Consider the following 14,183-nt stretch of genomic DNA (forward strand, 5'->3'; position numbering starts at 1 on the left):
GGAGACGAGCATGCTGATGACCACGCAGACGACCGAAGCAGCGCGCAAGGACGAGCGCCTGGAGGAAGTGGAGCAACTGGTGCGGGCCAAGCTGCCTGCCGGCTCGGTGGAGGAGGTCCGTGGCTTCGTGCGCCGCTACTTCGGCCAGGTCGACCCGGAGGACCTCGACGAGCGGCTGGCGGCCGATCTCTACGGCGCCGCGCTCTCGCACTGGAGCTTCGCGCGCAAGCGCGACGCGGGCCGGCCCAAGCTGCGGGTCTTCAACCCGACGATCGCGGAGCACGGCTGGCAGTCGACCCACACCATCATCGAGATGGTGAACGACGACATGCCGTTCCTGGTCGATTCGGTCACCATGGAGGTCAATCGCCACGGGCTCACGCTGCACCTGATCATTCATCCGCTCATGGCCGTCGAGCGCGGCGCCGACGGCGTGTTGCGGGGCCTGGCGAGCGAGACCGACGCATCGCCCGATGCGCGCGGCGAGTCCTTCATTCATGTCGAGGTCGACCGCGTGCCGGAGCCGGCGCGCATGGAAGCGCTGGCGGCCGACCTCGAGCGCGTGCTCGACGACGTGCGCCAGGCCGTGGCCGACTGGAAGCTCATGCAGGAGCGGGTGCTCGCGATCGTGCAGGGCCTGGACGATCGCCCGCCGCCCCTCCCGCCGCAGGAACTGGCCGAGGGCCAGGCCTTCCTGCGCTGGCTGGCCGACGACCACTTCACCTTCCTCGGTTATCGCAGCCACGAGCTGGTCAAGGCCGACGGCGAGGATGCCCTGAGGATCGTGCCCGATTCGAGCCTGGGCATCCTGCGCGATGCGGAGGCGCCGAGCGCCAACGCCGCCTTCGCCGCGCTGCCGCCCGAGATACGCGCCAATGCACGCCGGCCCGAGCTGCTGGTCGTGACCAAGTCCACATCGCGTTCCACCGTCCACCGGCCCGGCCACCTGGACTACGTGGCCGTCAAGCGCTTCGACGAGCGGGGCGAGGTGTGCGGCGAAGACCGATTCCTCGGGCTCTTCACCTCCACCGCCTACAGCACCAATCCGGCCGAGATCCCGTTGCTGCGGCGCAAGATCGCAAGGGTGGTGGAGCGTGCCGGCCTCGTGGCCGGCAGCCACTCGGGCAAGGCGCTGAGCAACATCCTCGAGACCTACCCGCGCGACGAGCTGTTCCAGGCCGGCGACGACGACCTGCTGCGGACCGCGATGGGCATCCTGCACCTGGGCGAGCGCCAGCGCTTCCGGCTGTTCGTGCGGCGCGATCCGTTCGAGCGCTTCCTGTCCTGCCTGATCTACGCGCCGCGCGAGAACTACACCACCGAGCTGCGCCAGAAGTGGCAGGACATCCTGTTGCGCGAGTTCAACGGCATCGCATCCGAGTTCAACGTGCACCTGTCGGAATCGGTGTTGGCGCGCATCCAGATCACGGTGCGCACCAAGCCCGGGAGCATCCCCGCCTTCGATGTGCGCGAGCTGGAGGAGAAGCTGGTGGCCGCGGCCCGCCGTTGGGGCGACGACCTGAAGACCGCGCTGATCGAAGCCAACGGCGAGGCGCAGGGCAACGCCTTGCTGCGGCGCTTCGGTGCCGCCTTCCCGGCGGGCTACCGCGACGAGTTCGCGGCCCGCGCCGCGGTGCACGACATCCAGCTGATGGCGCAGCTGAGCGATGAGCGGCGCCTGGGCATGAACCTGTACCGGCCGCTGGAGGCGCCCCCCGGCATGCTGCGCTTCAAGGTGCTGCGCCGCGGCGAGCCGATCACCCTGTCGGCGAGCCTGCCGATGCTCGAGCACCTGGGCATGAAGGTGCTCGACGAACATCCGCACCGCGTCGCGCCGCAGGGCGAATCGCCGGTCTGGGTCCACGACCTGGGGCTGCTGGCTGCCTCGGGCGACACCGAGATCGATGTCGATGCGCTGCGCCCGGTGTTCGAGGAGGCCTTCGACGCGGTGCTGAAGGGCGAGGTCGAGAACGACGACTTCAACCGGTTGGTGCCGGCGGTGCAGTTGCGGGTGCACGAGATCGTGATCCTGCGCGCCTATGCCAAGTACATGCGGCAGATCGGCTTCGCGCTCTCGCAATCCTTCATCGAGGGCACGCTGGCCACGCATGCCGGCATCGCGCGGGCGCTGGTCGAGCTCTTCGAGCTGCGCTTCGACCCGCAGCCCGCGCCCGACGCGCAGGCGCGCGAGGAGGAGAAGGTGCGCGAGATCGAGACCGCGCTGGACGATGTGTCCAACCTGTCCGAGGACCGTGTGCTGCGCCAGTATCTGGCGCTGATCCAGGCCACCCTGCGCACCAACTACTGGCGCCGCGATGCGGCCGGCCGCCGGCGCGGCTTCCTGTCCTTCAAGTTCGACGCGGCCAAGGTGCCCGACCTGCCGGCGCCCAAGCCGCTCTTCGAGATCTTCGTGTATTCGACGCGCTTCGAGGGCGTGCACCTGCGCGGCGGACGCGTGGCGCGCGGCGGGCTGCGCTGGTCGGACCGGCCGGAGGATTTCCGCACCGAGGTGCTGGGCTTGGTGAAGGCGCAGATGGTGAAGAACACGGTGATCGTGCCGGTCGGCTCGAAGGGTGGCTTCGTGCTCAAGCGCGCACCGTCGCCGGCCGAACGCGACGCCTACATGCGCGAGGGCGTGTCCTGCTACCAGGACTACCTGCGGGGCCTGCTCGACATCACCGACAACCTGGCGGGCACCGTCATCGTGCCGCCGCCGCAGGTGCGCCGCCACGACCCGGACGACGCATACCTCGTGGTCGCGGCCGACAAGGGCACCGCTACCTTCAGCGACTACGCCAACGGCATCAGCAAGGAGTACGGCTTCTGGCTGGGCGACGCCTTCGCCTCGGGCGGCTCGGTGGGCTACGACCACAAGGCCATGGGCATCACCGCCCGCGGCGCCTGGGAATCGGTCAAGCGGCATTTCCGCGAGATGGGCATCGACACCCAGAGCAGCGAATTCACCGTGGCCGGCGTCGGCGACATGTCGGGCGACGTGTTCGGCAACGGCATGCTGCTGTCGCGGCACATCCTGCTGGTGGCCGCCTTCGACCACCGGCACATCTTCCTGGACCCGGCGCCCGATGCGGCGAAGAGCTTCGCCGAGCGCGAGCGCCTGTTCAAGCTACCGCGCTCCTCGTGGGCCGACTACGACGCGAGCCTGATCTCCGAGGGCGGGGGCGTGCACGCGCGCGGCGCCAAGTCGATCCCGCTCACGCCGCAGGTGAAGCAGGTGCTGGACATCCACGCCGATGCGTTGACACCCACCGAGCTGGTCAACGCCATCCTCAAGGCGCCCGTCGCGCTGATCTACAACGGCGGCATCGGCACGTATGTGAAGGCGGCCGGCGAGACCCACGCCCAGGTGGGCGACCGCGCGAACGACGCGCTGCGCGTCAACGGGCGCGAGCTGCGCTGCAAGGTCTTCGCCGAGGGCGGCAACCTGGGCTGCACCCAGCTCGGGCGCATCGAGTACGCGCGCTCGGGCGGGCGCATCAATACCGACGCCATCGACAACTCGGCCGGCGTCGACACCTCCGACCACGAGGTCAACATCAAGATCCTGCTGGGCCTGCCGATCACCGAGGGCGAGCTCACCGAGAAGCAGCGCAACGCGATCCTGCCGGAGATGACCGACGACGTGGCCGCCCTGGTGCTGCGCGACAACGTCTTCCAGACCCAGGTGCTCTCGGTCAGCGGCCGCATCGCGCCGCAGCTGCTCGATGCGCAGACCCGCTTCATGCAGTACCTGGAGAAGGCCGGGCGGCTGAACCGTGCCATCGAGTACCTGCCGTCCGACGAGGAACTGGCCGAGCGCCGCGCCCAGGGCCAGGGCCTCACCAGCCCCGAGCGCGCGGTGCTGCTCGCCTACAGCAAGATCTGGCTCTACGACGAGCTGCTCGAGTCGACGCTGCCTGACGACCCCTGGGTCGCGACCGCGCTGGAACGCTACTTCCCCTCGCTGCTGCACGAGCGCTTCGCGGCGTGGATGCCGCGCCATCCGCTCAAGCGCGAGATCATCGCCACCCACGTCACCAACAGCATGATCAACCGGGTCGGCAGCACCTTCGTGCACCGGCTCGTCGAGACCACCGGCGCGCGTGCCTTCGAGGTGGTGCGCGCCTACCTGCTGTCGCGCGAGATCTTCGGCATGGTGCCGCTGTGGCTCGCCATCGAGGCGCTGGACAACCGGGTCGACGACGAGGTGCAGTCCGGCATGCTGATAGACACCAGCCGGCAGCTGGAGCGCGGCACCATGTGGTTCCTGCGCTCGCGCCGGCTGGCCGAAGACATGGGCGCGACCATCGAGCACTTCAAGTCCAACGTCGAGACGCTGTCGGCGCGCCTGTCGCAGCTGCTCGACGCCGACGAGCGCGCCCGCGTCGATGCCGCGGCGGCCCACTACACGGCGCGGGGCGTGCCGCGCGAGCTGGCCGAGCGCGTGGTGAACTTCGGCACGCTCTACGCCACCCTCGACATCGCCGAGATCGCCGGCAGCGCGCGCTGGCCGGTCGAGCTGGTGGCGGCGATCTACTTCGACATCGCGAACCGGCTCGGCATGCCCTGGCTGCGCGACCGCATCGCGGCACTGCCGGGCGATCAGCACTGGCAGGCACTGGCCAAGGGCGCGATGCAGGACGACCTCTCCGGCCTGCAACGCGCCATCACCCATGCGGTGCTCACCGGCGGCGGCGAGGGCGAATCGCCGGACGCCCGGGTCGCGGCCTGGCAGGCCGGCAACGGCCGCACGCTGGAGCGCGCGGCACAGCTGATGGGCGAACTGCGCGCGGTCGCGGTGCCCGATGCCGCGATGCTGGCGGTGGCGCTGCGCGAGCTGCGGGCGCTGGCCTGAGATCCCTCAGGAAGCGTCGCCCCGCTCGAAGATGCTGGCCGTGCGCCGGTAGTGGGCCGCCAACAGGCCGAGCGCATCGTCGAGTCGGCCCGCCATCACAGCGTCGAAGATCGCGCGATGCTCGTCCAGCTCGTTGCGACGCTTGTAGGCAGCGCGCGCGGCCAGTTGCCTGAAGCGATAGGCCTGGTCGTAGAGCTGCGAGCAGAAGTTCAGCATCAGTTCGGAGCCGCAGCCGGCCAGCAGCGCATGATGGAACTCGCGATGCTGCCGCTCCCATTCCGGGTTTTCCTCGTAGGAGTCGGGCATGACCGAGCGGGGGGTGCGTGAAAGGCGATGGAAAGCCAGCACCAGTTGCTCTTCCCATGCAGCGCTTCGCCGCTCGAAGGCCTGGCCGATCGCAAGCGATTCGATGGCGATGCGCGTGTTCACCAGGTCGTCCAGCTGTGCCTGGGTGGCCTGCGCCACCATGAAGCCGCGCTGGTCGTTGTGCACGACCCAGTCCTCGCTGGCCAGTCGGTTCAGCGCTTCGCGCAGCGGACTGGCCCCGACCTGGTATCGCTCCCGCAGTTCATGCATCAGCAGCTTGCGGCCCGGCGGCCAATGCCCCGCCAGCACGTCTGCGCGCAGGCGTTCGTAGGTCATCCGCGCCAGGGTTGGCGCGATCACCCCTCGGGAAATCCCTTGCTCCATTTTTGTCGACAAAGTCATGTAGTTTTCTTTAATATCGTCAAAAGGCCTAACTGAAAGGTTTGTCGAAATTATGACGAGATATGCGCGAGTGACGCCAGCGGGATCTGCCCCGCAATGGGCGGTGGAGCACGAGGGAAGACTCCTCGGGCTGGGCAGCCGGGTGCCGGCCGGCCCGAATGACACGGCCTGGGTGGACATGCTCGATGCCGCGCCCGACCCGGCGCTGCTCGCCGGCGCCACCCCGCTCGACCCTGCCGCGGTGCGGTGGGAGATTCCGGTTGCGCATCCGGGCAAGATCATCTGCCTCGGCCTCAACTACGCTGCCCACGCGGCAGAGGGCGGCAACGCCGCGCCGGAGTACCCGAGCTTCTTCATGCGCGGCGCCACGTCGTTGATCGCCCACGGTGCGCCCCTGGTGCGGCCGCGCGTCTCGGACAAGCTGGACTTCGAGGCCGAGCTGGCCGTCGTCATCGGGCGGCGTGCCCGGCACCTCACCGAATCGGACGCGCTGGCTGCCGTGGCCGGCTACGCCTGCTTCAACGACGGAACACTGCGCGACTACCAGCGCCGCACCCCGCAGTGGACCATCGGCAAGAACTTCGATGGGACCGGCGCCTTCGGACCCTGGCTGGTGCCTGCCGCCCAACTGCCGCCGGGCGCGAGCGGTCTGAAGATCGAGTCGCGCCTGAACGGCCGGGTGATGCAGAGCGACAACACCAGCCACATGATCGTGACCGTGGCCCAGGCGCTGGTACTGCTCACCGAGGTGCTGACGCTGGAACCCGGTGACGTGGTGGCCATGGGAACGCCATCCGGCGTGGGCTATGCACGCAAGCCGCCCGTGTGGATGCAACCGGGCGATCGCATCGAGATCGAGATCGAGGGCGTCGGCCTGTTGTCGAACCCGGTGGCCCAGGAGGAAAGCTGACATGGAACCCGTCATCACGCGGCTGCCGGACGACTTTCGCTGGCCTGGCGGACAGCGGCTGGCCGTCATTTTCAACATCGCCTATGAAGCCTGGTCCGATGGCCAGGCGCCGGGCATCGGCCCGATGGGCAATGTGCTCAAGCCCGGCTTCTTCGACACCAATGCCCATTCCTGGGCGTCCTTCGGCCTGGTGCGCGGCATCCATCGGCTGCTGGGCATTGCCGACAGGCATGGCATCAGGACCAGCGTCATGGTCAACGGCGTGATCTGCGAGCGCGACCCGGCCACGGTGCGGCGGCTGGCCGACCAGGGCCACGAGATCGTCAACCACTCCTGGGGCATGGACGTCATTCCGGTCTACTTCGACGAAGAAGGCGAGCGCGCCAACATCGCGCGCAACCATGATCTGCTGACCGAAACCTCAGGTGTGGCGCCGATCGGCTGGATCAGCCCGAGGGGAACCGGCAGCCCCATCAGCTCGCGCCTGCTGGCCGAAGCCGGCTATCTGCATCATGGCGACGTGAACGACGACGACCGCCCCTACGTGATGGATTTCGGCGGCCGGCGCATCGTGGGCATACCGCTGACGATGGACGTGAACGACCTGCCCACCTGCATCCGCTATGGCCAGGGCCCGCGCCACATGCTGGACACCTTCGAAGACACCTTCGCTGCGATGCGCGCCGAGGCCGCTCCTCTCATGCTGGACGTGACGGTGCACACGCATGTGATGGGCCGTCCTTCGGGTGCCTGGGTGTACGACGAGATCATGGCCCGCGTGAAGCAGGCCGGGGACGTGTGGATCTGCACGCGCGAGGAGATGGCGCGCCATGTGCTCGCCTCGATCTGAATCAGCGGGAAGGCGAGGCCGCACCTGATGCGGTCTGCGCCGAACACGAGAACCGAGACACGAACACGTGCGCGAACGGCGCACACCAGCAGAAGGAGACATGCACATGATTCAACGCAGACATTGCCTGGCGGCTCTGGGAGCCTTGGGCGCCTCGCATCTGCTGCCTGCCTTCGGGCAGCAGGATTTTCCGAGCAAGCCGATCAGGTTGCTGGTGCCCTTCTCGGCAGGCGGCAGCCCCGATTTGCTGGCTAGGCTGATCGCGGCGCAAGCCGGCAAGCAGATGGGCCAGGGCATGGTCGTCGAGAATCGCCTGGGCGCCAACGGCATCGTCGCTGCCGAGGCGGTGGCACGGGCCGCGCCGGACGGCTACACGCTGCTGGTCACCACCGGCTCGCAGGCGATCAATCCCAGCATCTACAAGAGCCTGCCCTACGACACCCTGGCGGACTTCGCGCCGGTGAGCCTGTTCAGCGTGGCGCCGGCCCTGACCCTGGTGGTGGCGCCCGATTCGCCGATCAAGACCTTCAAGGAATTCCTGGAGATCGCGAGACGGCCCGACGGCAATGTCTCCTTCGGCTCCCCGGGTACCGGCAACACCCTGCATCTGGCGGGTGAACTGCTCAATGTCATGGCCGGTACGCGGATGCTGCACGTCCCCTACAAGGGCGCAGCGCCTGCGCTCAATGCGGTCATGGGCAAGGAGGTCACGGCCTGCTTCCTGAGCACGACGGCGGCCACGATGGCGGTCAAGGCGGGCCAGGTTCGCCCGCTCGCCGTGACCAGCGCCAAGCGGATGGCGGGCTTCCCCGATGTCCCCACGATGGCTGAAAGCGGCGTACCGGACATGGACTACAACGGCGGCTGGGTCGGCCTCTTTGCCCCGGGCAAGACGCCGGCGCCCGTCGTCCAGAAGCTCTCGGCCGAGATCAACCGGGCCATGCAGGAGCCCCAGGTCAAGGAAAAGATGCTGTCCTGGGACAGCCCGCCCGCGAGCTACACCCCGGACGAATTCGGCCGCTTCTTCCGCCAGGAGATGGACAAGTTCTCCCGCATCGTGAAGCTGGCCAACGTGCCGATGCAATGATGAACATCGAGACCCGGATCACCACCGAAGGCGACTTCGTCTTCGAACGAGATGTGGCGTTGACCATGTCCGACGGCGCGGTGCTTCGCGCCAATGTCTTCCGTCCGGCAACGCCGGGCCGCTATCCCGTGGTGATGTCCATGGGCGCCTATGGCAAGGACGTGCATTTCGAAGATGCATTCAATCCCCAGTGGCAGGTACTCAAGCGCATCTACCCGGAACTGGACAGCAACGGCTCCACGGGACGCTACCTGCGCTGGGAGGTGGTCGACCCCGAGCGGTGGGTGCCCGACGGCTTCATCGTGATCCAGGTCGACTCGCGCGGCACGGGCCGCTCCGAAGGCTACCTCGATCCGTTCGGACCGGTTGAGACGCGCGACTTCTACGAGTGCATCGAATGGGCTGGGATCCAGCCCTGGAGCAACGGCAAGGTCGGCCTGATCGGCGTGTCCTACCTGGCGATCAAGCAGTGGCAGGTCGCCGCCCTGCGGCCTCCGCACCTGGGAGCGATCGTGCCTTGGGAGGGATCGAGCGAGTTCTACCGCGACGGCGGGCACCACGGCGGCATCCTGAGCAACAGCTTCACCTTCGAGTGGTGGCCACGCCAGGTGCTGTCCAACCAGTACGGCAGCGGCAAGAGCACGCACCGCGATCGGCTCACCGGCGAGCGCACGACCGGTCCGGCCTTCTCTGACGCGATGCTGGAGGGCAGCCGGGCCGATCACCCCCGCGACCGCCTCGACCATCCGCTGGACGACGCCTGGAACCGCGCCCGCGCGGCCAACCTGCCGGCGATCGAAGTGCCGCTGCTCTCGGCCGCGAACTGGGGCGGCCCGGGCATGCACCTGCGCGGCAATTTCGAGGGCTACCTGCGCGCCGGCTCGAAGCACAAGTGGCTGTTCGCCCACATCGGCACCCACTACGAAAGCTTCTACCTGCCGCGCTACGTCGCCATCCAGAAGCGATTCTTCAATCACTTCCTGCGCGGCGAGGACAACGGCTGGGACCGCGAGCCGCCGGTGCAACTGGCGATCCGCCGGGCGGACGACACCGCCGAGTTGCGCAAGGAGCAGGAATGGCCGCTGGCACGCACCCGATGGACGCCGATGTACCTGGATGCCGCGGGCGGCAAGCTCTCCGGCGACCCGCCTGCCGAGGCCGGGCAGGCCCGGTTCACGGCCATGAAGGACGGTCTGAGCTTTTCGACAGCGCCCTTTGCTCAAGACATCGAGTTCACCGGCCCGGTAACGCTTCGCGTCTGGATCAGCTCGAGCACTTCCGATGCCGACATCTTTGCCGTCTTGCGCGTGTTCGACCCGGACGGCAAGGAGGCGACTTTCGTCGGGGCCCACGAGCGTGTGCCGATGGCCCTGGGCTGGCTGCGTGCATCCCACCGCAAGACCGACGCTGAACGCAGCCTGCCCTGGCGACCCTGGCACACCCATGACGAGGTGCACAAGCTCACGCCCGGCGAGATCGTCCAGCTCGACGTGGAGATCTGGCCGACCTCCATGGTGCTTCCGAAGGGCTGGCGTCTCGTCCTCACCCTCCAGGGCCACGACTTCATCGTGACGGCGCCGGGGCGGATGCGCCACGATCATCCGGACGACCGGCCTCCCGCCGAGTTCGGCGGGACCACGACGGTCTACACGGGGGGCGCCTACGCGAGTCAGCTGACGATGCCGCACATACCGGCATCGACCTGATTTCGCTGGTCACCCAGCAATCCGGCCGGCGCGGACCGTGCCGGCAAACGCCGAGCCTCGACGGCTGCCGCCCCGGTTGCCCGCGCCATGCTCCACAATCGCTGCAAGAACACACAGAAAAAGCGAATGGAGGATTGGATGGCCTACGAGCTGCTGAGAAAAATCGCCGGCGCTGCGTTGCCGATGACGCTGAGTTCACAGGCGGACATCGAGGACTTGCGCATCCTTCGCGATGCGGGCTATGTGAAAGCCGACCTGCCGTCGCAAGGCGCGCCGGCCTCCGCGGTCGTGACCGCATTGACCCCACTGGGCCACACGGCCATGCGCTACTTCGGCGGTGGATAGGCGGCAGCCGTTGTGCATGCGCGACGCTGGCAGCGGCGTCCGGATCGTGCGCCCAGTTAAGATCGCGGCACGGCCGGCCGCCGCGAGCGGGCTTCCATGTCCCAACCGGCTGCCGGAGCTTTCCGCGGCGCGCCCGAGAGCCGCACACAGGGGCCCCTCGACAGGGGCTTTTTTTATGGCCCGACTGACATGGGGAGGGACCGTGAGCCATGATGGGTAATTCGTCCTTCGCGGGGCTGGGCAACTCGTCCTTCGCCAGCCTCACGCCGGCGCCGGCCTCCGCCGACGAGGCCGAACCGTGGGTGCGCGGCGAGCTGATCCGCAGCTTGATGCGGGCCTCGCGCGGCTCCTACCTCCTGGCCGCCGCGCTGATGCCGGCCATGGTGGGCTTGAGCTGGGGCCATGTGCCTGCCTGGCAGCTCTTCGTCTGGCTGGCCATCGGCATCGGCGCGACCGCCTGCCGCATCTGGGGCGAGCAGGTCTACGGCCGGCACTACGCCGACCGCGATTCCGCGGCCCAGCAGTACTTCGTCGAGCGCTACCGCTATCTCTGGAGCGCCAGCGCCTTCGCCTGGGGCCTGTCGATCCTGATCTTCTTCGAGCGCACGCCGCTGGTGAACCAGTTCATGAGCTGGCTCATCGTCGCCGGCGTGGCCACCTTCCCGCTCAACGGGCTGGCGCTGCACCCGCCGTTGCTCAAGCGCTACGTCAACACGCTGTTCGTCACCATGCTGGCGGCGATCGTCTTCCGGGTCATCGAGCTCCAGTTCGAGCGCCCGCATTTCCACTACGGCTTCCTGCTGCTGCCGGGCCTGCACTGGTGGCTGCTCCTGCGCGCCGGCCGGCGCATCCACGAGACCGCGCGCAACAGCTTCGAGCTGCTGTTCCACAACCACATCCTGATCAACTCGCTGACCCAGCAGCGCCAGGCGGCGGTGTCGGCAGTGGCGATGAAGAACCGCTTCCTCGCCAGCGCGGCGCACGACATGCGCCAGCCGGTGCTGGCGCTCTCGCTCTACGCCGACTGGCTGCGCAACGAGCCGGAACTCGTGGCCGAGATCGCGCCGAAGATCGTGCGCGCCACGCACGCGGTCAATGCCCTGTTCGACTCGCTGTTCGACCTCGCGCGCATCGACTCGGGGCAGGTGCGGCTGCACATCGAGCGGGTGGACGTGGCCCAGCTGCTGCACGACCTCGAGCTGCAGTACCGCCCGGTCGCCGAGGCCAAGGGCCTGAGCTTTCGCATGCACGTGAGCTCGGGCACCGTGCTGACCGACCCGATCCGCGTTCGCCGCATGATCGGCAACCTGCTGGCCAATGCGATCAAGTACACGGCCGAGGGCGGCGTGCTGCTGGCCTCGCGCCACACCCGCGACGGCCTGCGGGTGGAGGTGTGGGACACAGGCATCGGCATCGCGCGCGAGCATCTGCGCGACGTGTTCCTGGAGTTCTACAAGGTGGCCGACCATGCCGGCACCTCGGACGGCTTCGGCCTCGGCCTGGCCATCGTGGCCCGGCTGTCGCATGCGCTGGGGCATCCCGTCAGCGTGCGCTCCAGGCTCGGCCGGGGCAGCGTGTTCCGGGTGGCGCTGCACGACGCGGACGAGTCGCAGGCGCAGACCCGCATTTCAGGCGCCGTGGGATAGACAAGACGAAACCGGGCCTTGCGGCCCGGGCCCTGTGTGGGCCTTGCGCCCCGGTTACCGGTTTACGGATTACTGGACAGCAAGCCGTTGGTGCGCGCGTGGTGCAGCGCCTGCGTGCGGCTCTTCACGCCGAGCCGCCTGAACAGGCGCCACAGGTGCACCTTCACCGTGTGCTCGCTGATGTCGAGCTCGGTCGCTATGTCGCGGTTGCTCATGCCCTGGTCCAGCATCGCGATCAGCTGGGTCTGGCGCTTCGAGAGCTTGCTGCTGGCCGCGGCGACCGGCTCCTCGGCCTCGGTGTCGGCCATCAGCAGCCCGCGCAGCGCGGCGGTGAGCTCGGCCGAACTGGCCGACTTCTCGATGTAGGTGTCGGCGCCCGCCTCGATGCAGGCCTCTTCCATGTCGCCGGCCGGCGAGGCCGAATAGACCGCCACGGGCACGTCGGGATAGATCTTCTTCACCGCGATCACGCCAGAAACGCCCGTGACGTCAGGCAGCTTCAGGTCGAGGCAGAACAGGCCGGGCTCCCCATGCTGCTTGACTGCGCTGGCCAGCTTGTCGAGCCGTTCGAGCTCCACGATGGTCTCGGCCGGCCGCAGGCGGCGCAGCACCATCACGATGGCGTCGCGCATCAAGGGGTGGTCGTCGATTACATAGATACTCATAACTTTTTTCTCACTGTGTGCGGACCGGCTCGGCCGGCCCTTGTTGGTCGCGCGGAGTTCGTCCCTGGTCGCTCGTGTCGCCCGTGTCGCCCGTGGCTTCGGCCGCAAGCGCTTCGAGTGCATCCGTTGCCGCGCGCATGTTCGCATTGTCGATGGGTTCGAGCTGCGCGGCGAGCAGCGTCAAGGCTGCGCCGCGCTGTTCCCGCAGCGTGCCGATTGCGCGGCCCGCCTCCTGCGGCGATGCGAAACCCAAGCTTTGTAACAGTTGTGAGCCGCTTTCGTCGAGCAGCTTGAAATAAAAAAGGCCATCCTTCTCGCGGTATTGCTTGAACGCGGGCCTCGCCGCCTTCGCCGCCTTGGGCCGCGCCGCACCCTGGCGACCGGCAGCCGCCAGGTTCCGCAACCCGACCGCATGGCGCAGCTCGGCCATGAAGGGGCGTGAAATGGCGCGGGCCTTCTCGGCGCCGGCCAGCAGGATCTTCTCGATCTGCGCCGGGTCGTTGACCAGGGCCTCGTACTGCGCCCGCATCGGCGCGATCTCGCGGTCGATGCGCTCGAACAGGCGCTGCTTGGCGTCGCTCCAGGCAATGCCCTCGGCAAAGGCAAGCCGCAGGGCTTCGGTTTCTTCTGCGTCGGCGAAGGCCTGGTAGATCTGGAACAGCGCCGAGCCCTCGGTGTCCTTGGGCTCGCCCGGGGCGCGGGAGTCGGTCACGATGCCTGCGATCAGCTTCTGCAGCTGGGCGCGCGGGGCGAAGAGCGGGATCGTGTTGTCGTAGCTCTTGCTCATCTTGCGGCCGTCGAGGCCCGGCAGCGTGGCCACCGCGTCGTCGATCTCGGCCTCGGGCAGTGTGAAGTGCTCGCCGTACAGGTGGTTGAAGCGCTGCCCCATGTCGCGCGCCATCTCGATGTGCTGGATCTGGTCGCGGCCCACCGGCACCTTGTGGGCGTTGAACATCAGGATGTCGGCGCCCATCAGCACGGGGTACATGAACAGGCCGGCGCTGACGTCGGTGTCCGGGTCCTCGCCGCGCGCGGCGTTCTTGTCCACCTGCGCCTTGTAGGCATGGGCGCGGTTCAGCAGGCCCTTGCCGGTGACGCAGGTCAGCAGCCAGGTCAGCTCCGGGATCTCGGGGATGTCGGACTGGCGGTAGAAGGTCACGCGCTGCGGGTCCAGGCCGCAGGCCAGCCAGGTCGCCGCGATCTCCAGCGTGGAGCGCTGGATGCGCGCCGGCTCGTCGACCTTGATGAGCGCGTGGTAGTCGGCCAGGAAATAGAAGCTCTGCACGTGCGCCTCGCGGCTGAAGCGCACCGACGGGCGCACCGAGCCGACGTAGTTGCCGAGGTGCGGCGTGCCGCTGGTGGTAATGCCGGTGAGAAAGCGCACGGGCTTGGAGGAGGGACTTGCCATTGGAGG

At 68.1% G+C, this 14,183-nt stretch carries 10 protein-coding genes; 7 read left to right on the forward strand and 3 right to left on the reverse strand.

Annotated features, from left to right (window positions below):
- Positions 1 to 16 precede the first annotated feature (16 nt).
- Positions 17 to 4,852 carry an NAD-glutamate dehydrogenase gene (locus tag APY03_RS22705; RefSeq protein ID WP_068680354.1) on the forward strand — a complete coding sequence of 1,612 codons (4,836 nt, stop codon included), beginning with the start codon at positions 17 to 19 and terminating at the stop codon, positions 4,850 to 4,852.
- 6 nt (positions 4,853 to 4,858) lie between these two features.
- On the opposite strand, the gene APY03_RS22710 is transcribed toward APY03_RS22705, so the two are convergent.
- On the reverse strand, positions 4,859 to 5,740 hold the full coding sequence (locus APY03_RS22710; RefSeq protein ID WP_232324372.1) for a GntR family transcriptional regulator: 882 nt from the start codon (positions 5,738 to 5,740) through the stop codon (positions 4,859 to 4,861).
- Here APY03_RS22710 and APY03_RS22715 point away from each other — a divergent pair.
- The 6 genes from APY03_RS22715 to shkS all read left to right on the forward strand — a co-directional run bounded on the left by APY03_RS22715 (position 5,739) and on the right by shkS (position 12,104).
- Positions 5,739 to 6,470, forward strand: a complete 732-nt coding sequence (locus APY03_RS22715) for a fumarylacetoacetate hydrolase family protein (RefSeq protein ID WP_443082842.1) — start codon at positions 5,739 to 5,741, stop codon at positions 6,468 to 6,470. The genes APY03_RS22710 and APY03_RS22715 overlap by 2 nt on opposite strands.
- A gap of 1 nt (position 6,471) precedes the next feature.
- Positions 6,472 to 7,320 carry a polysaccharide deacetylase family protein gene (locus APY03_RS22720; protein WP_068680274.1) on the forward strand — a complete coding sequence of 283 codons (849 nt, stop codon included), beginning with the start codon at positions 6,472 to 6,474 and terminating at the stop codon, positions 7,318 to 7,320.
- 106 nt (positions 7,321 to 7,426) lie between these two features.
- Complete coding sequence (locus APY03_RS22725; protein WP_162487171.1) at positions 7,427 to 8,407, forward strand: Bug family tripartite tricarboxylate transporter substrate binding protein; 981 nt, start codon at positions 7,427 to 7,429, stop codon at positions 8,405 to 8,407.
- The gene (locus APY03_RS22730; RefSeq protein WP_083944515.1) at positions 8,407 to 10,113 is read left to right on the forward strand and encodes a CocE/NonD family hydrolase; all 1,707 of its coding nucleotides are present in this window, start codon (positions 8,407 to 8,409) and stop codon (positions 10,111 to 10,113) included. The genes APY03_RS22725 and APY03_RS22730 overlap by 1 nt, the downstream gene beginning before the upstream one ends.
- 138 nt (positions 10,114 to 10,251) lie before the next feature.
- Complete coding sequence (locus APY03_RS41720) at positions 10,252 to 10,458, forward strand: hypothetical protein (RefSeq protein WP_068680280.1); 207 nt, start codon at positions 10,252 to 10,254, stop codon at positions 10,456 to 10,458.
- Positions 10,459 to 10,667: 209 nt separating this feature from the next.
- Positions 10,668 to 12,104: a surface-behavior sensor histidine kinase ShkS gene (shkS, locus tag APY03_RS22740; RefSeq protein WP_232081243.1), complete on the forward strand. Its 1,437-nt coding sequence runs from the start codon at positions 10,668 to 10,670 to the stop codon at positions 12,102 to 12,104.
- 62 nt (positions 12,105 to 12,166) lie between these two features.
- On the opposite strand, the gene APY03_RS22745 is transcribed toward shkS, so the two are convergent.
- Both APY03_RS22745 and APY03_RS22750 read right to left on the reverse strand, forming a co-directional pair.
- Positions 12,167 to 12,769 carry a LuxR C-terminal-related transcriptional regulator gene (locus APY03_RS22745; protein ID WP_068680282.1) on the reverse strand — a complete coding sequence of 201 codons (603 nt, stop codon included), beginning with the start codon at positions 12,767 to 12,769 and terminating at the stop codon, positions 12,167 to 12,169.
- Between the two features lie 10 nt (positions 12,770 to 12,779).
- Entirely contained in the window at positions 12,780 to 14,177 is a 1,398-nt protein-coding gene (locus APY03_RS22750) for a tryptophan--tRNA ligase (RefSeq protein ID WP_083944517.1), read from the reverse strand.
- Positions 14,178 to 14,183 lie beyond the last annotated feature (6 nt).

The sequence above is a fragment of the Variovorax sp. WDL1 genome, assembly GCF_001541225.1.
GTDB lineage: Bacteria > Pseudomonadota > Gammaproteobacteria > Burkholderiales > Burkholderiaceae_C > Variovorax.